Annotated in this window: 26 protein-coding genes; 22 read left to right on the top strand and 4 right to left on the bottom strand. The window is 41.6% G+C overall.

Translation table 11 applies throughout. The annotated features are described in order from the left end of the window. Positions 1–2: 2 nt before the first annotated feature. The 5 genes from K0036_RS12810 (at position 3) to K0036_RS19115 (ending at position 3,955) form a co-directional block, all read left to right on the top strand. Positions 3–1,001, top strand: coding sequence for a hypothetical protein (locus K0036_RS12810; protein ID WP_220429907.1), 999 nt, complete (start codon positions 3–5; stop codon positions 999–1,001). Between the two features lie 30 nt (positions 1,002–1,031). Next, positions 1,032–1,259, top strand: coding sequence for an acyl carrier protein (locus K0036_RS12805; protein WP_009249180.1), 228 nt, complete (start codon positions 1,032–1,034; stop codon positions 1,257–1,259). A 16-nt stretch (positions 1,260–1,275) separates the two neighbouring features. After that, positions 1,276–2,802: an MBOAT family O-acyltransferase gene (locus K0036_RS12800; protein WP_220429906.1), complete on the top strand. Its 1,527-nt coding sequence runs from the start codon at positions 1,276–1,278 to the stop codon at positions 2,800–2,802. 328 nt (positions 2,803–3,130) lie between these two features. Next, positions 3,131–3,436 carry a hypothetical protein gene (locus K0036_RS19120; protein ID WP_259283306.1) on the top strand — a complete coding sequence of 102 codons (306 nt, stop codon included), beginning with the start codon at positions 3,131–3,133 and terminating at the stop codon, positions 3,434–3,436. A 6-nt stretch (positions 3,437–3,442) separates the two neighbouring features. After that, entirely contained in the window at positions 3,443–3,955 is a 513-nt protein-coding gene (locus K0036_RS19115; protein WP_259283305.1) for a hypothetical protein, read from the top strand. A 71-nt stretch (positions 3,956–4,026) separates the two neighbouring features. On the opposite strand, the gene K0036_RS12790 is transcribed toward K0036_RS19115, so the two are convergent. Beyond that, positions 4,027–4,749 (bottom strand): ImmA/IrrE family metallo-endopeptidase, encoded by a 723-nt coding sequence (locus tag K0036_RS12790; RefSeq protein WP_259283304.1) that lies wholly within the window; start codon positions 4,747–4,749, stop codon positions 4,027–4,029. Between the two features lie 13 nt (positions 4,750–4,762). Further along, a complete protein-coding gene (locus K0036_RS12785; RefSeq protein WP_004605440.1) occupies positions 4,763–5,092 on the bottom strand; it encodes a helix-turn-helix domain-containing protein in 330 nt (109 codons plus the stop codon). 203 nt (positions 5,093–5,295) lie between these two features. Between K0036_RS12785 and K0036_RS12780 the strand changes: the two genes are divergently transcribed. The 10 genes from K0036_RS12780 to K0036_RS12735 all read left to right on the top strand — a co-directional run bounded on the left by K0036_RS12780 (position 5,296) and on the right by K0036_RS12735 (position 11,913). Next, on the top strand, positions 5,296–5,526 hold the full coding sequence (locus K0036_RS12780; RefSeq protein WP_025642961.1) for a hypothetical protein: 231 nt from the start codon (positions 5,296–5,298) through the stop codon (positions 5,524–5,526). Positions 5,527–5,615: 89 nt separating this feature from the next. Continuing rightward, positions 5,616–6,041: a hypothetical protein gene (locus K0036_RS12775; RefSeq protein WP_025642962.1), complete on the top strand. Its 426-nt coding sequence runs from the start codon at positions 5,616–5,618 to the stop codon at positions 6,039–6,041. A gap of 68 nt (positions 6,042–6,109) precedes the next feature. Beyond that, entirely contained in the window at positions 6,110–6,619 is a 510-nt protein-coding gene (locus tag K0036_RS12770; protein ID WP_025642963.1) for a hypothetical protein, read from the top strand. A 22-nt stretch (positions 6,620–6,641) separates the two neighbouring features. After that, positions 6,642–7,028 carry a DUF6673 family protein gene (locus tag K0036_RS12765; protein ID WP_220429904.1) on the top strand — a complete coding sequence of 129 codons (387 nt, stop codon included), beginning with the start codon at positions 6,642–6,644 and terminating at the stop codon, positions 7,026–7,028. Between the two features lie 5 nt (positions 7,029–7,033). Then, the gene (locus K0036_RS12760; protein ID WP_220429903.1) at positions 7,034–7,600 is read left to right on the top strand and encodes a bacteriophage Gp15 family protein; all 567 of its coding nucleotides are present in this window, start codon (positions 7,034–7,036) and stop codon (positions 7,598–7,600) included. After that, positions 7,597–7,773 carry a hypothetical protein gene (locus K0036_RS12755; protein ID WP_004605446.1) on the top strand — a complete coding sequence of 59 codons (177 nt, stop codon included), beginning with the start codon at positions 7,597–7,599 and terminating at the stop codon, positions 7,771–7,773. The genes K0036_RS12760 and K0036_RS12755 overlap by 4 nt, the downstream gene beginning before the upstream one ends. A gap of 52 nt (positions 7,774–7,825) precedes the next feature. Further along, positions 7,826–9,529: a phage tail protein gene (locus K0036_RS12750; protein WP_220429902.1), complete on the top strand. Its 1,704-nt coding sequence runs from the start codon at positions 7,826–7,828 to the stop codon at positions 9,527–9,529. Beyond that, complete coding sequence (locus K0036_RS12745; protein WP_173693816.1) at positions 9,526–10,338, top strand: hypothetical protein; 813 nt, start codon at positions 9,526–9,528, stop codon at positions 10,336–10,338. The genes K0036_RS12750 and K0036_RS12745 overlap by 4 nt, the downstream gene beginning before the upstream one ends. Continuing rightward, on the top strand, positions 10,329–11,318 hold the full coding sequence (locus K0036_RS12740) for a hypothetical protein (protein ID WP_220429901.1): 990 nt from the start codon (positions 10,329–10,331) through the stop codon (positions 11,316–11,318). Before K0036_RS12745 ends, K0036_RS12740 begins: the two co-directional genes overlap by 10 nt. Position 11,319: 1 nt before the next feature. Further along, the gene (locus K0036_RS12735) at positions 11,320–11,913 is read left to right on the top strand and encodes a hypothetical protein (protein ID WP_259283303.1); all 594 of its coding nucleotides are present in this window, start codon (positions 11,320–11,322) and stop codon (positions 11,911–11,913) included. A gap of 269 nt (positions 11,914–12,182) precedes the next feature. On the opposite strand, the gene K0036_RS12730 is transcribed toward K0036_RS12735, so the two are convergent. Beyond that, complete coding sequence (locus K0036_RS12730) at positions 12,183–12,419, bottom strand: hypothetical protein (RefSeq protein ID WP_220429900.1); 237 nt, start codon at positions 12,417–12,419, stop codon at positions 12,183–12,185. A 130-nt stretch (positions 12,420–12,549) separates the two neighbouring features. Between K0036_RS12730 and K0036_RS12725 the strand changes: the two genes are divergently transcribed. From K0036_RS12725 to K0036_RS12715, 3 genes are all read left to right on the top strand, one after another. Further along, the gene (locus tag K0036_RS12725; protein WP_220429899.1) at positions 12,550–13,542 is read left to right on the top strand and encodes a tyrosine-type recombinase/integrase; all 993 of its coding nucleotides are present in this window, start codon (positions 12,550–12,552) and stop codon (positions 13,540–13,542) included. Between the two features lie 929 nt (positions 13,543–14,471). Next, positions 14,472–14,702, top strand: coding sequence for a hypothetical protein (locus K0036_RS12720; RefSeq protein WP_025642971.1), 231 nt, complete (start codon positions 14,472–14,474; stop codon positions 14,700–14,702). Then, positions 14,675–15,046 (top strand): DUF2085 domain-containing protein, encoded by a 372-nt coding sequence (locus tag K0036_RS12715; protein WP_220429898.1) that lies wholly within the window; start codon positions 14,675–14,677, stop codon positions 15,044–15,046. Before K0036_RS12720 ends, K0036_RS12715 begins: the two co-directional genes overlap by 28 nt. Positions 15,047–15,112: 66 nt before the next feature. On the opposite strand, the gene K0036_RS12710 is transcribed toward K0036_RS12715, so the two are convergent. After that, positions 15,113–15,451, bottom strand: a complete 339-nt coding sequence (locus tag K0036_RS12710) for a sporulation initiation factor Spo0A C-terminal domain-containing protein (RefSeq protein WP_220429897.1) — start codon at positions 15,449–15,451, stop codon at positions 15,113–15,115. Positions 15,452–16,423: 972 nt separating this feature from the next. Here K0036_RS12710 and K0036_RS19110 point away from each other — a divergent pair. The 4 genes from K0036_RS19110 (at position 16,424) to K0036_RS12695 (ending at position 20,243) form a co-directional block, all read left to right on the top strand. Beyond that, a complete protein-coding gene (locus K0036_RS19110; RefSeq protein WP_259283302.1) occupies positions 16,424–17,053 on the top strand; it encodes a hypothetical protein in 630 nt (209 codons plus the stop codon). Next, the gene (locus K0036_RS19105) at positions 17,031–17,405 is read left to right on the top strand and encodes a hypothetical protein (protein ID WP_259283301.1); all 375 of its coding nucleotides are present in this window, start codon (positions 17,031–17,033) and stop codon (positions 17,403–17,405) included. The genes K0036_RS19110 and K0036_RS19105 overlap by 23 nt, the downstream gene beginning before the upstream one ends. 378 nt (positions 17,406–17,783) lie before the next feature. After that, positions 17,784–18,212, top strand: a complete 429-nt coding sequence (locus tag K0036_RS12700; protein WP_330627142.1) for a GtrA family protein — start codon at positions 17,784–17,786, stop codon at positions 18,210–18,212. Positions 18,213–18,407: 195 nt separating this feature from the next. Continuing rightward, positions 18,408–20,243 (top strand): GBS Bsp-like repeat-containing protein, encoded by a 1,836-nt coding sequence (locus K0036_RS12695; protein WP_259283300.1) that lies wholly within the window; start codon positions 18,408–18,410, stop codon positions 20,241–20,243. Positions 20,244–20,701: the final 458 nt, after the last annotated feature.

Here is a 20,701-nt window from a genome sequence, read left to right as displayed (position 1 = left end):
ACATGAAAAGTAAAAAAAGATTTAAAATTATAAGGATCATCCTGTTCCTGGCTATCTGCGAGGTACTGTCCGGATGCCTGAACTGGATTACCATGCCGCCTAACGTGGTGTGGATGAATCTGCATAAAGTAAAAGAAGAAGGGCCTTTTGACTATCTATTCATCGGCACCTCTCATGGACAGTATGGGATCAGCCCCGGGAAAGTCGACGAGGTGACAGGAAAGAAGAGTTTCAACCTGTGCATGGCAGACGAGTATCCGGTGGATACTTATTATCTGATGAAGGAAGCCTGCAGAAAGCAGAAGCCAGAGAAAATCATCTATGAACTGGATCCATCTTACTGGATTCTGGACCAGAGACTTGGCTCTACGTCCATTTTCTTTTATAAGGAGTTCCCATGGTCGCTAAATAAGGCAGAATACTTTGCAAATAAGATCATGGAACTAGAATTCAGAGGAACGCTGTTTCCCTGGAGTTACTATAAGAATAATCTCCTTCTAGCCAAGGAAACGGCCAAGAAGAAGCTTAGCCCCGCATATCAGTCGCATGACCCGAAGATCCTGGACGTGCCTGGCGGTCATTATGCGGACCGAGGATTCCTTTATCAGGACAAAGTCGAAGGGGCGGATAAGGGAACTTTCAATAATGTTCCCTGGGACGAAGGACAGATACGTCCGGCGGCGCTTGAGTATTTCAGAAAAATGGTCAGATTCTGCAAGGAAGAGGGAATCGAGCTGGAAGTGATTACTCTGCCGGTCCCTGCGGACACGATAGCGAATATGCCGGATAGCTTCCGGCAGTCGGATGCATATTTTAAAGCCCTGACCAAGAAATATCAAGTCCCGTACAAGAACTTTAATTTTGATGATGGACTGAACATCGATCGGAGCATGGAAGGTTATTGGGACTATGACGGCCATATGTACGGCGAAGAGGCAGAAAGATTCAGCGCAGAGCTGGGAAAATATCTGTCTGAGAATGAGACAAAAAAAGAAAATTAAAAGGAAACGATAAAATAGGAGAGAAAGAATATGGAAAAATTATTGGAAATCTTAAATGACATCCAGCCGGATGCGGACTATGAGACCTGTACCACATTGATTGATGACGAAGTGCTGGACTCATTTGCGATCCTGTCTATTGTAGGAGAATTGGAAGAAGCATTTGACATCGAGATCACGCCTGTGGATATCGTGCCTGAGAATTTCAATTCGGCACAGGCGCTGTGGGCTATGGTACAGCGTCTTCAGGAAGCCTAAATAGCGGAGGAGAAACATGTCCCTTATATCAATGGAATTCCTGATATTTGTGGGAATCGCGGTAATCGGCTACTATCTGATTCCGAAAAGATTCCAGTGGATATGGCTGCTGATCTTCAGTTATATTTACTATGCATCATCGGGAATCAAGATTCTGTTCTTCCTGCTCTATACCACCATCACCACTTATGGGACAGGAAGACTCTTAGATCGGGTGAACCACAAAGAACTGCCCAGGAATGAGGCGAAGTCGAGAAAGCGGAGAATCCTGATTGGGTGCCTGCTGCTTAACTTCGGCATGCTGGCGGTCTTAAAATATACCAACTTTGCGATCGAGAATGTAAACGCTATATTCCATGCAGGAATCTCGTTCCAGAAACTGATCCTGCCGCTTGGAATCTCGTTCTATACATTCCAGTCCATGGGATATATCATCGACGTATACTGGGGAAAATATGAGGCTGAGAAGAATCCGTTCCGATTTGCCTTGTTCGTATCTTTCTTCCCCCAGCTGCTGCAGGGGCCGATCGGCAGATTCGACAGGCTGGCCAGGCAGTTGTATGAACAGCATTCCTTTGATCTGCTGAAGGCCCAGTACGCGCTTCAGCTGATGCTATGGGGATTCTTTAAGAAACTGGTGCTGGCAGACCGGGCAGCGGTGGTGGTAAATCAGGTGTTCCAGAACTATACCCAGTATTCCGGCGTGACGAATATCGTTGCGGTCCTGATGTATTCCATCCAGCTGTATATGGACTTTTCCGGCGGCATGGATGTAGTCATGGGTGTTGCCGCGCTCTTTGGCGTAGAACTGGATCAGAACTTTAAGCGGCCTTACTTTGCAACGTCCATCACAGACTTCTGGCATCGCTGGCACATTACGCTGGGGACCTGGATGAAGGACTATATCTTTTATCCAGTATCTCTGTCTAAATGGATGGGCAAGTTCGGCAAATGGTCCAAAAAGGCCTTTGGCAAGAAGACCGGGCGGGTGGTTCCCATCTGTGTCGCTAATATCATCGTCTTCCTGGTCGTTGGCATCTGGCACGGCGCCGCATGGAAATACATTGCCTATGGTCTGTATAACGGCCTGATCATCGCGGTCAGCAGCCTGCTGGCCCCGCTTTACCGAAAAGGATTTGAGAAGTTCCATATCAATCCCAAGTCCGGAGCCTGGCATGTCGTGCAGATCCTTCGAACCTTCCTACTGGTGAATATCAGCTGGTACTTTGACATGGCTGTCAGCCTGTCGGCCGCATTTGCCATGATGAAAAGCACGGTGACAGGGTTCAGCCTTGCCACGCTTACGGATGGCTCTCTGATGATGCTGGGACTGGACAAACTGGATTATATGATCCTGGCGATGGGCTGCCTGGTGGTATTCCTGATCAGTTTTTTAAAGGAGAGGGGAATTCAGATCCGGGAAAGTCTGGGAAGGAAGCCTTTGGTGATTCGGTGGGCCGTGTATGGAATGCTAGTGTTCGGGATTCCCATGTTCGGGTATGTGATGACCACCACGGGCGGATTCATCTATGCGCAGTTTTAGATTTCGAATATTTGCAAGGAGCAGGTGCTTAAAACCTGCTCCTTTTTGATGCTCCAAAATGTTGTAAACTTTGCTGATATGTTGAAATGTTCTGCTGGACATATTCACTAGGCTTGTCAGGCATACCAGTAAAACGGATTGCCTATATCAGAGAAATATGTTACAGTAATCTCACAAATCTAGTTTCTAAGTTATCTATATAATCCAATCTGACGTTCGTCAGGATTATCCGATTTGTAATTCAGACAGAAATGTGGTGATGCCTATGAATGAATCTGTCCATTGACCTTGCAAGAGAAGAAAAAATTAAATATAATGGAGGTACCAGATGACAGATAAGGTTTTACAATGGCATCCGGGATTCTGCGCAGCATTGCAGATTGAATTACAGGAAGAATTCGGGAATCTGGAGTTCTACCCGGAGTACGAATTGAGCAAGAAGCCGATGCGTATAGACACATTGATTGTAAAGAAAATGACCGATTCCCCGGTACGCAAGAATATTGGGAGAATTTTTCGGAAGCATAACCTGATCGAATATAAAAGTCCGGGGGATTATCTGAGCATCAACGACTTTTATAAAGTTTACGGATACGCCTGCTTTTACCAGTCAGACACGGAGAAGGTGGGGTAGATCCGGTTGGAGGAGATTACCATTACCTTTGTGTGCAACCACTATCCAAGAGAGATGCTAAGAATCTTAAAGAAGGAGCGGAAGATTGCCGTAAGAAAGATTGAGAACGGAATCTATTGGCTGGAAAATGAGTTTCTGCCGATTCAGATCATATTAAACCACGAACTATCCAGCGATGAGAATCGATGGCTTAATAGCCTCAGGACGGATATAAAGGCAGATAAGGAGACAGACCGGCTGATTAGGGATTATAAAGAGCATAAGGATTCAAAATTATATCAGGCGGTAATGGACCTGGTGGTACGAGCAAACCAGAAGGCGATGAAGGAGGCGAGAGATATGTGCGATGCGTTAAAGGAACTGTTTGCAGACGAATTGGAGGAAGAGGCTAAGAAAAGAGAGAAGCGTTTGACCTCATTAATTTATAGGCTGCTTAACGACAACCGGGTGGAGGATATAAGAAGGGTGAGCGAGGATGAGGCGTTCCGTGCTTTGATGTACCGGGAATATGGGCTATAAAGTTAGAACAATGGACAGATCATAATATTCAAACGGCTTTTCCACAAGTTGAAGTGTGGAAAAGCCGTTTTCTATTCTTCATACAGCCATCGGCTTACCGCTTTCTTGAATTGCCGGTCGTTGTCCCTGTCCCAAGAATCTTCTGCCCTATAGGCAGGGATGTACTCCGGATAAGCAGTTAGCTGGCAGCCGCATTCCTGCCGATTGTACAGTGCCTTGCCGCAAGAAGGGCATCTACGGATATTCCAGACGAACCGTCCTGCGGATGAATGGTAAAAGTGCTGGTACATCTGCTGGTCCAGCGTGGTCATGGAATAGCGGGCAACCCTTGCGTGCCATTTCTGATAGTCGGCAAATGCATTGGAAGCGGCCTCGTAGGAAAGTTCAAAAATATGTGCCACATCGGAAGCAGAATGGCAATGGGCGTGGTGAATTGCCATGCGTGGAGCCAGAAGATTGCTGGCAAAGGCATTGGCTTCCCGCTCATTCCGGGCAGAATTGCCTACATGTGCAAAGACATGGTGGCCCAGTTCATGCATCAAGGAAAAACGGCTTCTTCCGGCAGGCTTGTCCTGATTGTAGGCAATGATGCCGGTGCATCCATCTTGAAATGCATCGTCGGAATAGCCCATGCACATCTCATACAATTCGTTATTCTTCATTTTTAATTCCTTATAGGTGTATACCTTATATCCATAGTGCCGAAGCAGACTGCAGCAGTCCACCGGAAAAGAGCGCACTTCGCACTCCTGAAACACTTCTAAAGTTGCGGCGATAATCTTTGTATCAGCCAATAAAACCAGTCCTTTATGAATCAATTTCGGACAGCAGCTTGATCAGGCGCATCTTCTGTTCTGTGGAAAATTCCTTTCCATTCCTTGCGATCAGATGTTCCACATCTTCATAAGTAGGCTCGTATTCTTTGACAGGGGTACCCTTTGCCATTGCCTCCAAGTCTTTCATCTCGATTCCCAGATTCCGGCATATTAGGTTGACATTGTTGACGCTGGCGCGTCCTACTCCGTTCTTAATAATCCCATATAAGGTTGTATAGGGCATGCCGCACTTGGCGGCGAAAGATTTTAGATTATAGCCCTGTTCCTTGATCAACTGTTCTAGGATTCTTGCTTTATCCATAATTCCACCTCATTTTATACTCTTTCCAAGGTATATAGATTCATTATATACTCTTGAACATATTTTGTAAATGATAAAATTCGGAAAACCGAATAAATACGGAAATCAGAATTTATCGTATTGACATAATACGAAATAAAGAATATAATCAGGTTAACAAATTCGGAACTACGAATTTGAATAATCTTGGAAAGGAGTAAAAAATGCTGGTTTATCAAAATCTGCTTGAGGCAATGAAAACAGAAAAAGTTACATTTCTGCAGATGGGAAAACTTCTGGACTGTCAATATCAGACGGTCAGCAGCATCGTGAACGGCTCTACCAAAAAGGGATTCTATTATGAGGATGCATATAAGATCCACAAGACCCTGTTTGAAAAGTACAACTTCCGATGGCTGTTTACAAGATATGACCCATCACCTGATCAGAACTAATGTTCGATAAAAACAATATAGCATTATGTAACTGGAGAGTCAATTAGCAATATTGCCAAAAGTAAAAAGCATGATACGGAGGTGGTGAGTTGGCGCAGGAAAAGACGATTTTGGAAAGCATACGGGAATATCTGACGACCTGTCCGGTGTTTAGCGGAAGCGTTATCCATAAGGATTATCTTCCCGATGGAGAAGGCTATTCCGTTAATACGGCAAAAGGAGAGCCAGTTTATAAGAAGTATGCAGATGGGAAGGTACTGAAACAGTACTGGTTTACCGTAACTATGAAAGCGCTGGATACAGAAGACGCAAGCCGTACGGTTGACGGCATCGGGAACTGCCAGTATCTGGAGGAATGGCTCGAGAAGCAGAGCCAGGATGGAAGCCTTCCGGAAATGGAAGGAGTCACGCCGGTCAGAATCGACACGGTAAAAAGTGGATACCTGGATTCCAGGGAAGCCGGATACGTGAAGTATCTGATGGAATGCAGGATGGTCTATCTTGACAACAGATAGGCGAATGTAAAAATGGCGACAGCAAAAAAGACAGCAAAAATTTTTTAAAAGTAGAAGGAGAGAGAATTATGACAAACAATCAGAAATTAGTAGGAAGACACAAGAGACTGGCCTTTATGAAGGTAGGAGCAGAAGGAACTTATGACAGGATTACCGGATTCACCTCATTGATCGAGGGCAAGGAGGCAAAAGAATACGCGCGCCAGTATATCGATGAGGCAACGGAGAGGACTGACGTAGTCGGCTATGCTACCGGAATCGAGTATGCATTTGACCGCTATACCAACAATGCAGTACATGAAAAGATCGCCAATATTACAGACGACGAGCTTCTGGGCGTAGACGCGCAGGTAGAGATCGTAAGCGTGGATGTATTCGAGGAGAAGGCAGGAGGCAAATATCCGGCCAGAAAGCGTACATACAGCGTAGTTCCTGATACGACAGGAGACGGCACGGATGCCCTGATCTACAGCGGAAACTTTAAGGCTGTATCTGAAATCGTAAAAGGATACTGCACAACGACAGATAAATGGCAGACATGCACATTCGTAGAGGGCGAGATCCCGGCAGAAGCCTAAGAGAAAGAGAGGAATCAGTTAGATGAGTTTGTGGAAATTCGGAACATTTGAACAAGAGATTGACTTTACAGATGCGGACTTCATGGACGCCCTGGAGGAAGCCCAGGAGCAGTTGGTCATCCAGAGCAAAGAAACCCCAAAGGTGGGAAAGAAAAGCGACATTATCCGCGCGCAGGTAGACTGTTTTGCCCAGTTCTTTGACCATATATTTGGCCCGGGAACCAGTGAAAAGATGTATGAAGGAAGAGTCAGCCTGGAACTGGCGATCCAGTCAGCAGAATCATTTTCCCGGTTTGGAGAACAGGAAGGCGGACGGATGGATCAAAGCTATAGCAAATATTATGTAACTGCGAACCGTAATACGCAGCAGAGGCAAGGCGGCCAGAAAGGGCAGCATCATAACAGGTGATTCCTATGAACCCTTTATATGAAAAGTTTCCTGACTATGTGGAAGTCAGAGGCAAGCGGTACCGCATTGTGACAGATTTCCGGGAATGGATCAAACTGGTAGAACTTCTGGATGACGAGGGAGTTCCCGGCAGAAAGAAGGCAGAACTCTTATTGCAGTGGTATATCGACTGCCCGGAAGATACGGAAGAAGCAATATATAAACTGGGAGAGTTCCTGGCAGGCAATGTGCTTTACCCTGAGCCAAAGAAGACTGATTCCTCAAAAAGCGAAAGCGAGCCGGTGTTTTCATACACCGAAGATGCCGGCTGCATCTTCGCTGCTTTCCTGGAGTACTATGGCATTGACCTTGAACGGGTGAGGTACATGCACTGGTGGAAATTCCTGATTCTATTCGAAGGCCTGCCGGAGCAGGCGGAGATTAAGCAAAGAATGATGTACCGCAAAGCAGATCTGAATTCGATTAAAGACAAGGAAGAAAGAAAGCGGGTAAAAGAGATCAAGAAACGGGTCGCGCTCCACAGAAAGAAGGGCAGCGTATCCGATTATGAGATAGGAGAATTATTCTCATGACAAAGCAGATTGAAAAGGTGCTGAAGATTCCGGTTGTGCGGAAATGGTACCGCTGCCCCAATCAAGAATGCGGGCAGAAACTATTGATATATGACAACACCGCACAGTGCAGCGGAGTGTATATCCGATGCAAGAAGTGCGGGAGAGAGGTAGAAATCAGAATAAAAAATTAGAAGAAGACATATGTGAGCCAGTGAGCCGTGTTAATCAAGAAAGGATGATAACATGGCAGAAGAAAAGACAAACAAAGCGTTAGATGACATTACCGGCATAGTAGATAATATGGGAAAGATTGTAACAAACGCAAATACCATATTTGCCCAATTGGCAGAGTCATTGTCAAAAACCGGAGTATCATTTGATACGCTCAGTTCAGACATGGCAGGCGTAATGCCGAATATATTAGGCGTAATTGCAGGTTATGAAAGTGTAAAAGGTGCAGTAGGGATTGTGACTGGTGGCATTGGCAATGCGATAGGAGCAGTAGACAAAATAGGTAAGGGAATGATGAAAATCCCAGAGATATTTTCGGGAATTGGAGATAAGATAGGACTTTTAGGATCTAGTTTTTCAGATTTTACAAAAGTACTGATAAAGCCGATACAAGACTTTGCCCCTAAAGTGATAGAGACTGCGAATAAAATAGGCTCAACCGTATCATCAATAGGGGAGAAAGTTGGAGCCTTTGGTGGGAAAGTTTTATCCAAATTCCAAGGACTTACAGGCAAGTTAGGGGAAATAGGCTCCTATTTAGGAAAATGGGGAACGGAGGTTAGTTCGTCTTTTTCAGTTGTTTTGGATAAAGCAGCTAGTTTTGGGATGGGGTTCCTCAAATTAATGGGGATAGGCGCAGGTATCGGACTGGTTGTCGCTGGTTTAGGCCTGTTGCACCAGGCATATGGTGATGAGATTGATGGATTGCTGGAGATGATGATGACAAAAGGTCCTGAGATTATTACAAATCTGTGCAATGGAATTGTAGAAGCATTGCCCGCATTGATGGAACAAGGAGCACTACTTCTTAATAGCCTGATGTTGGCGATAACGGCCAATCTACCGGCCCTTTTAGCAGGAGGATTCAGTATACTATCCGGGCTGATTGAAGGAATTGCGGCACAACTCCCTATGCTGGTACCGACAGCGATTACATTAATACTAACATTGATCCAAGGACTGCTTGACAATATCCCGCAGTTGATCAGTTCGGGCCTAACTTTACTTATGGGATTGGCGCAAGGACTGATTAACGCAATACCAATATTGATTGCAATGGCTCCGGGCATAATTCAGAGTCTGCTGACTGGAATATTGACGATGATTCCTCAGATTATCCAGACAGGCATAGTGTTGATTGGTCAGTTGGCTATTGGATTGGTGGAGGCGATACCGAAAATTATTGATGCGATACCGCAGATTATTGATTCAATAAAATCTTCCTTTAGCAGCGTTGATTGGGGGGCGGTAGGACACGATATTATCGAAGGTATCAAGAATGGTATTGGAAAGGCTGCCTCCATGCTGCTCGATATGGTAGTGGATGTGGGACACAAAGCATTTAACGCAATAAGAGACTTATTTAAAATCAATTCCCCATCCCGAGTTTTCCGTGACAAAATAGGCAAGATGATGGCATTAGGCATGGGAATCGGATTTGAATCCAATGTTCCTTTGGGAGAAATGAAGAAAGGACTGGGGCAGGCGTTAAAGACGCTGGAAGGCCAGGCAAGCGTGGCTATGTCCACCTTTGGAGGCGGAATCTCTTATCAGAATTCCATCCTGTCCGGCGGCAGCGCAATGCAGGGATTCGACTTTGATGAGTTCGAACGCCGGCAGAGAAAGATCAACAATGAAAGAACAGACAGGCCTGTATTCCTGAATGGACGTCAGGTAAACAGAGCATTAAAGAAAGGAGTGCCAGTGACAGTATGATGAATGTGTATTATAAGAATCATTTTGGCGAGGTGGTGGATCTAAAGAGCGGACCCTATCATTTGCTGGCGGGAGATCTGCTGGATTATAAGTGGAACGCCCTGTCATCTGCAAACCAGATTACCGGGTTTGAAAAGGAGATCCATGAGAAAAGTGTTACCTTTGAGGTATTTGCGTCAAAAGCGGAATATCACAGAGCACTGGACTTGGTGACAGAGATATTTGAGAAAGACATACTGGCCGGCGTGCCAGGCAGGCTGTACTTCAACCAGCAGTATCTAAAATGTTACATTACTGAGTCCAAAAAGACGGAATGGGAGTCGGATGTGCTTGCGGTGACAGAACTTGCGGTGACCACGGACTATCCTTATTGGATAGAGGAAAAAGAGATGCATTATGAGCCGACAGATACCATGTCAAGGGATAACAAGAGATATCCACTGCGTTATCCATACCGCTACTCTAACGGTCTGTCAGATATGACAATACTAAATGAACATTATACGGAAACGGATTTCCGCATGGTGATATTCGGACCTGCCATAAGCCCGGCGGTTTTCATAGGAGACCAGTTATATCAGGTGAATATGAAGATCGAGGCAGGAGAGTACGTGACAATAGATAGTTCCCAGGGAACGATTATACTTACGAAGACAGACGGCAGCAGGGAAAATGCATTTAACAGCAGAGAGAAAGAACAGAATATCTTTGCCAGAATTCCACAGGGCATGAGCCGGGTAAAATGGAACGGGGATTTTGGATTTGACATTATCCTGTTCCAGGAAAGGAGCCAGCCAAGATGTGCATAAAAGATATGATTATTGCCAACAGCAGAGGGCAGGAAAAAGGATTTCTGACAGAATCTGCACAGTTGGACATTGATCTGGGAGATACCAATGATTTTGAACTCCAGATGGCGTTTTCCGAATATATGAATCTAGGATATCAGCTGGGGGATCGGATCTACCTGCCAGGCACCGAATACGGAGGTCTAATCGAAGATAAAGAGACCTCGACTTATGAAGACTCCGTATTCTTAAGAGGCTATACCTGGAGAGGACTGATGCAGCAGAAAATCATTTGCCCAGAAAAGGGACAGGAAAAACTAACCATATCTGGAGAAGCCAATGAAGTATTGGCAGTCCTGACAGAAGGATGGTTTGACGGCCTGATGCAGGTAGATGATGTTGACAGCGGCATCCAGATACAAGGCTATGAGATGGATGGCTACGTGGATGGTCTGGAAGGATTGACCGGGATGCTGAAGTCCGCAGGAGCAAAACTGGAACTTGTCTATGAACAGCAGAAGTTTTCCGGATGCGTAGTGATCCGGGCGGTGCCCATCGTGGATTATTCAGAAAATATAGAATATAGCAATGACAATAAAGTGCATTTTACCACACGGGATTATCAGATGGGAACCAATCATCTGGTCTGCTATGGCAAGGATAAGGAAGAAAAATTAATCACAGTCCATCTGTATGCGGATGAAGAAGGAAATGTCAGCGAAAAGCAGTCCTTCTTCGGAGCAGACGAAAGGGCGGCAGTGTATGAGGTAACAAGCCAATCCGACCGGGCAAAGATGATTGAAGACGGTACGGAAAAACTGAAAGATGCAGGAAACTATAAGGAACTAAGTATAACAATCCAGGATATCGAAGTGGCAGTCGGAGATATCGTGGGCGGCCGCGAGAGAATCACAGGATTGTACATGAAACAGCCTGTAACAGGCAAAATATTGAAACTCGATGTTAACAATAAAACTATAGAATATAAGGTTGGTGAATAATATGGGATTAAAAGGAATTACAATTGAAACGCCGCCTCAGGCGGAAGCACACATTAACGCAGCAGACGACAGAGCCATATGGGAAGCAGTTATCGGTATGGATGGAGTCGTAAATGTAGGACAGAAGTTAAAAGCAACTTTGATCTCCAATAACCTGCTTCGGGTATATGACGGAGCACTGGTAGTAGGAGGAGCAGTCGGACGCATTCCGTTTGGGGAATATGAGGACATTACGATTAATAATGGCACGCAGAATCAGTTGCGGAATGATCTGGTAGTCGCGCAGATAGAAGCAAATGGAGCCATTGAAAACATGAAACTCCATTATATCCAGGGAGTACCGGGAGAAGTGGCAAAAGACCCGGATTATACCGCAGGAAATGTGTATGAAGGCGAGACGCTCAGGCAGTATCCGCTGTATCGGGTGAAACTGAATGGACTGAATGTGGAAGCGGTGGAACCGCTGTTTGAAGTGCTGCCGAATTTGGGGAAGGTGAAGGATGAAGTTGGTGAATTAAATAGAAAATTTGTATTTAAGCGCCGAAACAGCAGCGAAGCGGGAATATGCACACCACATCATGATTATGGGGACTAGCGTATTGCAAGGCGCAAATGCGGATTATAGACAATTGTTTTTAGCTTCGGACTTGCTGTCTAAATTAAAATTCTATGATCCATCTATCAGTAATTTTGACGAAAGAAAATGTGTCATCACTACCAATAACGGGGATGGAAACGCTGCTGCTATTCATTTCTATGCCCCAGAATGGTGGGGAAGTAATAATGCATATTTTCAGTATTTTTATCCTGCGACATCGTCCCCGATACGAGTCAACTATTGTATTCATTATCTTAAACTATAGGTTAGCCTTTTGTTTTATAAGAAAAGTTTAGGCATCCGAATGTATTCGCTCCTGCTAATACTATATCCATTGCGTTATTATTTTTTGTTATAACTCCGCGTCCAGTATAGCCAGTTGTTGGTTCAGATGAACTATTTAAACCGATGACAGGAAACCAGGTCTGTTCTATTGCCTTGTATGGCAACGTAATGCTAATTCTTTGTGAATTCATGGCTACTACACCTTGTACGGCAACCATAGTACCTCTTTTGTGAATAATAACATTTGGTTGAGTATCTAAAGTAGTTGCTACATCAGATATATTTCTATTTAGTTCAGGAATAGCCAGCAATATTTGCTACAATGGAAAGCAAAAAGGAGTTGGAATGATGGAACAGAAGATTATGGAGGTGTTGCGGAGGATGCAGGCCATTCTGGACGAGGCATGCCTGAGGGACCTTAAGACGGTCCTTCAGGTGGTGTTCGAGGGGTGCGAGATCTCGCAGGAGAAGCGGGAACTGCGGATTTCAGACAGGAGCTGGGCCATAGACCTGGAGGAATACCTGATGTCGAAGGCCCTGGAGGGAAAGTCCCCCGGGACGGTGGACCGATACCGCTACGAGTTGCAGAGGCTGCTGTCCTATGTGAACAAGGCAGTCCGGGACATTACGGAGGGGGACATCTCCGGGTACATGCGGGCCTACAAGGCGATCCGCCAGGTGTCCAACCAGACGCTCAAGAACGTCCGGGCGGTCTACAGCAGCTTCTTCGCATGGCTGCGGGACCGGGACCGGATCCGGAGGAATCCCATGGCCCTGGTAGAGGCGATCAAGGTGGAGCAGAAGATCCGCAAGCCCTACACGGACGAGGAGAGGGAGATGCTGCTACGGAACTGCAGCACGCTCCGGGATAAGGCGATGATGGAGTTCTTCTACAGCACGGCGGTGAGGGTCTCGGAACTGGCAGCCCTGAACCGCGACGACATCCGCTTCACCAGCAAGGACCTGATCGTATTCGGGAAGGGAAGCAAGGAAAGGCGGGTCTACCTGAACGACAGGACGAACTTGTACATGAAGGAGTATCTGGACAGCCGGACGGATGGGAGCCCGGCGCTGTTCGTATCCACTAGGAGGCCGCATAGCCGTCTGTCGAAGACGGGGATCGAGGACATCATCCGGCGAACGGGCCAGCGGGCGGGAGTCGATAAGGCCCACCCGCACCGGTTCCGCAGGACATCCCTGACCAACGCCCTGAACCGGGGGATGCCGCTGCAGGAGGCCATGGTCATGGCGGGCCATGCGAAGCCGGAGACGACGATGGGCTACTGCACGGTGGACCAGGAAGGCATCAAGTATCATCATCAGAAGTATTTAAGCGCATAGCAAGAGGGGAATAAGGATATTTTTACATCCGGCGAGGGTCGGGTGTTTTTGTTGTACGCTTTTATAGACGTAACTAATAACAAGTTTCAAAGAGGGATACTGAATTAATTAGAAAATTAGAAAGTAGTTTTAAAAGCATTGAGATATTGGCACACGCTGTAACAAGCGGTACATTTCCAATCAAAGATATCACACAGTTTAAAACAATGTATCTAGCATTTTTTTATTCCGGTACATACTTTTTGACTGAACTCAACCCACATATCATGCTGTTTAATGATTCTTTTATCGGTAAAAACCTTGAATTTGGGAGAGTAGGAACAAATACAGGTTATAGTATTGGTGGAAGCGTACGGTTTGCATCTACTACATCGTTTGTTATGGGTAACTGGACTGTAAATGGCTGGACGTTTAGCAGTTGGATGTTGATAGGAATCAAATAAACTATAGGTTGATTACATCTGATGTAGGCCAACTGGCAGAAGTAACGTAGCTGAGAGGATCACTATGTGTGATGGAACTTATCACATTAATGCTGCCTGTGGAATTTGCGACGAGCCACCAAGTACCTCTAATCTTGTTATTTCCGTCTGTAATTAGTCCCGGGATAGCGGAAAGATCAAGAACTGGACGGTATCCCATTGGGATGGACCCCTGATTAGTGTAGACATGGCCAGCCTCAACGACTTCAAGAATACTGTTATGTGTCATTAATACTTCGTTTCCACGGCGCAAAAATGAAAATCCCATGACCTTTGTCGATGATTCTTGATCCAATTTTCTATTTAATTCAGGTTTGCCTATCAAAAGTAAATTTGAAAAATGCTATTAGAGTATATTTATATTGACTAATAGAGTGTATTTGCTTATAATGGTGAAGAAAATGAATAATAAAGCAGTGAATACATAGGGGAAAGAGAGGAAGAAAAATGATTTGTCCAAAATGCGGAAGCAACAACGTAACAAGCCATGCTGTTACGGAACAAACAACTGAGGGAAAGACGAAAGGATTTGGCTGGATTAAAGCATGTTTAGGAACTTTGATTGCAGGACCATTTGGCTTTTTATGTGGCTTATGTGGCATGGGAAAAGGAAAAAGCAAGACGACTTCGGAAACTAAGGTGATTAATGTATGTCAGGATTGCGGCAATCAGTTTTAGAAACGATTAGAATGATCGGAAATTATTCCGGTTGTCATCAAATGCCAGAACGAAGTTTTTTTTATAAAGGCAAGCAATTTCCAGTGTGTGCAAGATGCACTGGAGTGATTATTGGTCAAAGTGTGGCTTTGATTATAGGAAAATTTAAAGATATATCATTTAGGAAAGCGTTTTTATGTTTGGCGGTTATGGGAAGTGATTGGGGGCTTCAGGAGAGCCGGATTAAAGAATCAACAAATTTTCGGCGTTTGATAACAGGATTTTTAGGGGGATTTGGCTTTTACTCTGTTTTAGTACGAATTTTTAAAGAATGTATTACTTCTAAAAACATGGAGAAAAACTAAATATGGAACGATAGCGCCATATAAGGATGACGCATATCGTTCCGCCATAATAGTTGTTACTATAAACTATAAAGATATTTCTTCGTGGAGGGTTAAATAATGGTACAATATGTCAATGAACTCCCCATTTGTTGGTTTTTGAGTCATATTATAACCGGATATTTTGATTAAAAATTTACGGTCACCTTTATCCCAGCAAGTAGATACAACTGTTCGCAGACAGTGCTCAACGTTATCTTTATTAACGTTGTAATGTTTTGCTACATCGGCATATAAACGAGTATATATTGACAAAAGATAACTATCATCTTGTATACAAAGAGTTAAAGCGTAGGCAAGATAAAGGAATCCTTTGTAGGTAGAACGTATGCCGAGACGTAATATTAATTGTTTGATTTTATCCATAAAATATCCTCCTAAAAAGTATTAGATTGAGATATTGTAAACATAAACCTTAATTAATGGAAATAAATGGATAAAATTCGACAAAATAGTATATTATTCGAAATGTAATAGAAGAGTTAATGTATCAAAATAGATATGATTTATTTATAAATGGTTCTTTATTTTTGATATTGTGTAAAAAAGAGTCAACAATTCTGGTGTATGTATGATTTATAAGATTATTGAGTTAGCCTAAATATAATGAGTTTCTTGGAGTTTTTTTATTATAGAATAGTGGGATCGGGCAGTGACATTTAAAAAGATGATCCGACCTTTTTATTAAGGAAAACAGAAACTTGGGGAGCAAAGATGTCACATAAAAAGTGATAGAGAGATTCGACATATTACTCCATTCAATATTGTAAATCAGCATGCATTAATGTGGATTATGTAAAGGCTTGTTGTAATCTGATTGAGTTGGGTGGAACGCCGGGAACCAATATTATGGACACAGGCGCGCCAAATATATATTATGGGGTTGATGCCTAGATGCTGAATTAAAATTATGATATTGTAAGAATTGCAGGCAGAAATCTGGCAAGCCTAGCAAATTCATAGGCTGTTGCGGCTGCAATTGCTGCTGCACAAATGTCGCTGCTGGAAGCATAAAACCCAGTTTGGATAAGTTGGTAATAGGGTGAGATTAAAACACTGTTCATAAACGAAGATTATGAAGGATTCGTTTGTGAATGGTGTTTTGTTTTATTTGAGTGCATAAAGATTTAGTACGGATTAATGATGAGTTATAGAATCTTGGCATCCCCTGACTCAAATAAAATATACAGAATTGTTGAATTCATTTAAAACCATGGGTATAATAAGAGGAAAGTTAAGCGATTAAGAGTCTTAATCAGGTTGAGCGTTTCCGGCATGCATATATGCCTAAAAAGGAAATTGTAGGATTACTATAAAAGTGTGATAAAGAGGAGAAGCATGTGGAGATATAAGGTCATTAAAACTTTGGGATTTATAGTTGTATGTTGTGTATTAACAGGCTTACTGAATTTTGGCTCGCTACAGTATAATATTGCCAGAGTAAATGTTCATAGGATTACGACACAGAAATATGATGATATATTTGTGGGCACGTCGCATGGCCTTAGCGCTATTAATCCGCAAATTGTAGATCAGGTGACGGGAAGGAAAAGCACAAATATCTGCATGCCTGATGAACATATAATAGATTCTTATTTTCTGGTAAAGGAAGCGTGCAGGTTTCATAAACCAAAAAGAATTATTTACGAATTGGATCCATCCTACTGGTCTACGAGACAGAATGATGGAGCAAATTCCGTGTATATTTACAAGGAGTTTCCTTTTTCAAAAATTAAAATGGAATATTTTAATCAAAAAATAAAAAAAATGGATGCCAGAGTAACGTTAGCGCCTTGGTTTTATTATAGGAATAAGATTCCACAGTTTGTCAATACATTTAGAATGAAATTAAGCAAGTTATATAAAAACTATGATATGAAACCACTTAATTCCGGAACTCAGCAATATACGAAGGAAGGCTATATGTATCAAGTGGCGGATCCCAATGCAGATAAGGGGGAGTCCTAATATTATTTTATGGAATGAAGACAAGATATTAGAAGTCGAAAAAAAGTATTTCCTTAAACTTGTGAATTTTTGTAAAGAAAAAAGTATTGAATTGATTGTAATTACAACACCAGTACCTCAAGAAACATTAGAATTGTATTCTCAAACTTTTGAAAGGGCACATGAGTATTACAATAAAATGATGGAAAAGCATCGAGTCCCTTTTTATGACTTCAATTTCATTAAATTAAACGGTTTTAACAGAAGCATTAAAGGATACTTGGATTATGAAGGTCATATGTCGGGAGAACTGGGAAATGAGTTTAGTAAAAGGCTAGGTGATTTTTTACAATCTAAACGAACTTATGAATAGATAAAAGTGTAATATTGATTACATTTTAACTTATGGTAAATTCTTGAGAGAAATGGTGCCCATTGTGGATTCAAAAGTATCTCGGTATACTATGATCAAGATGTTATCGCTGCTTTTGATGGAATAAAAAGTTTAAGTATAAAGCCAATACGCATTATTACTAGTCTGGGGATATTTGCTTCTTTTGTGTATTTTTTTATTATTTGGACTTTAATTAGTTCCTTTATGGGCAATACCTTACAAGGACAAGTACATGCACATTGGTTTGTTTTATTGGAGGAATTTAATGGGTGTGTCATAGAGTAACCGGGGAGGATATTTGTAAAATTTATTTGGAGATGAAAGCACGTCGAAAAAATATAATAAGCGAAAGGACAGATGATGAGGAAGAATAATCATTTATGTAAAGTATTGGATACTACATTTTGGAAGTTTGTCTTAGTAGGAATAGCGAATACGATTGTCGGAACGGTTGTTATGTTTGCGGCATATAATATGTTTCATTTTAATTATTGGATTTCATCGGCATCCAATTATGTTGTTGGGAGCATGCTTAGTTATTTTTTAAATAAATATTTTACTTTCCAAGATCAAAAAAAGTCTTGGAAGCAAGTAGTCGTATTTGTGGTTAATATATCAGTATGTTATGTGATGGCATATGGATTTGCTAAACCACTGACGTTATGGATATTAGATAAATATGAGAAAGTAGTGCAGGAAAATGTTTCTATGTTGATTGGAATGGGAGTATTTGTTTTATTAAATTATTTTGGTCAACGGTGGATTGTATTTAGGAAACAGAGATAAAGAAGATAGAATAGTCTATTGATTATATTGAAAAAGTAAATTTTATCACCTTTCATTTTAGATATTAATATAGGAAATTCTGACGTAAAATCTTAGGATATCTGATATAATTAAAAGATAAGTAAGTTTTATCATAGTGGTGCATAAAAAGTTGATAAATCATAAAAAATATGTTTACGAAAGAGTGAGAAAAGAGTGAAAAAGATTAGAAAACCATTAATAAAATTAATAAATTCTCTAGGTACAGTTTTTGTTTTGATTTTAACCGTTTTAGCTACGGTACTGTGTTTAAGTATTAGATGGATGTTTGATACTTGGAGTAATTTAACAATAGATGAATTGTTGTATCATCTATCAGCACCTCTAGATGGCACGAATCTAGAAATGATAAAAGAATATATAAATTATAGTATTGTGCCAGCGATATTAGTATTTATACTATTTCTTATACTTTTTATTACATATAGGAAGCAGAAGAAATATTTTGTTATTATGGGAGGTGGTACCTTTTTGGCTTTGATATTGTCTGCTTTTTTTATATATAGTGCATGGGAGCAATTAGACGCAGGAAGTTATGTTAAAGCGCAAGGCGTATATTCAACTTTTGTTGATAATTATTATGTTGACCCTGCGGACACGGAAATTATATTTCCCGAGAAAAAAAGAAATTTAATATATATTTTTTTAGAATCTATGGAAATAACTTTTACCGATCAACAAAACGGAGGAGGACTTAGAAAAAATATAATACCGGAACTTTCCAAACTAGCAAAAGAAAACGAAGATTTTTCGGGCACAGATAATGAATTAAATGGTGGCTATGCGATGCCTGGGGCCACATGGACAATTGCAGCTATGTTTGCTCAGACCTCAGGGTTACCGCTTAACATATCTATAGATCCAAACGGTATGGATACACAGGAATCATTTTTTGGGAATACGGTAACATTAGGAGATATTTTGGAGCAAGCAGGTTATTCTCAAACGTTAATGATTGGTTCGGATGCAACGTTTGGAGGAAGAAGACTTTATTTTACAGAGCATGGAAATTATAATATTCTGGATTATAATTATGCTTTAGATGAAGAAATGATTCCGAAGGACTATAGAGTTTGGTGGGGATATGAAGATCAGAAATTATTCAACTTTGCTAAAGAAAAATTGTTAGAACTAGCAAAACAAAAAGAACCTTTCAATTTCACGCTGTTAACAGTGGATACGCATTCAGAAGATGGATATATTTGTGAAAGATGTAGAAATGATTTTGCGGATAATCAATATGCTAATGTGTTAGCGTGTTCAAGCAGGCAGATTAATGATTTTGTAAAATGGATACAGCAACAGGATTTTTATGAGAATACGACAATAGTATTGGTGGGAGATCATCCAACAATGGATAGTGATTTTTGCGAGAATGTTGCTAAAAATTATGATAGAAAGGTGTATACTTCTTATATAAATGCATCTGTTGACACTGATTGTAAAGAAAAAAGAAGTTATTCAACCTTCGATTATTTTCCAACTACATTGGCTGCTATTGGAGTTGAGATTCAGAATAATCGTTTAGGGTTAGGGACTAATCTTTTCTCGTCAGAACAAACGCTAACGGAGAGATTCGGAATAAATAAAGTTAAAAATGAACTTAACAAAAAATCAAAACGAATTAAAGAACTTGCAAAATTGGATGATAAAGATCAAAAGGGGAAGATTCAAGAAAAGGAATCTGGAGATCCAGTGGCAAGTATATATGCTGGTGATTATCAGTTTGAATTAGGCATACTTCCAATAACTGTTACAAACATTAAAAATGTACAAGATATAAAAAAGATTCTTATAGCAGTGTGGACAAAAGAAGATCAAAGTAATTTACAATGGATACAGATGGATTTGGCAGATGATGGGACGTATTATGCAAATATTAATGTACCAAATTTTAATTATGAAACTGGACCATATTTTGTTCAGGCTTATACTGTAAACGGTTCAGGAGAACAATTTTTTGTTGGCACTACTATTGGCTATGTGAATTGAGTGGTTACAATTTCTAGGTGCTTTGAATGTTAATAGATAATTAGAACTATCATTAAGGTAGTTTAAGTGTTTGGGGTATTTCACCTTATATCCAGTTCTTGATTTTTTTGGATGTTAGAATTCTTATACCTATGCTGGTTTTGTTATGTTAAATTTCTTCAAAGTCTTACATTGGAGTAATTCGATCAAATGAATAAAATATTAAATAATTAATATTGGCTGGATATGATTATATGGTGTCATGCAAATTGATAGGTAATTGTTTTTTTAAATGGGAGTGCTGCTAGTGCATATTATTTATATCAAAAACTGTGGAAGATTGATGTTTCGCTCATATAACAATCACTACGAATATGCCAAATCAGGAGGTTACTCTGATCCCGTTCTGGAAAGAATGATGTATCCCATCTATATCAAAATATTTCTATATGCTAATTTTTGTCTGGAAATGCAGGGTA

This window comes from [Clostridium] scindens (genome assembly GCF_019597925.1).
Classification (GTDB): Bacteria; Bacillota; Clostridia; order Lachnospirales; family Lachnospiraceae; genus Clostridium_AP.
Note: the sequence above shows the minus strand (reverse complement) of the source record. Positions and strands in the feature narration are given on the sequence as shown.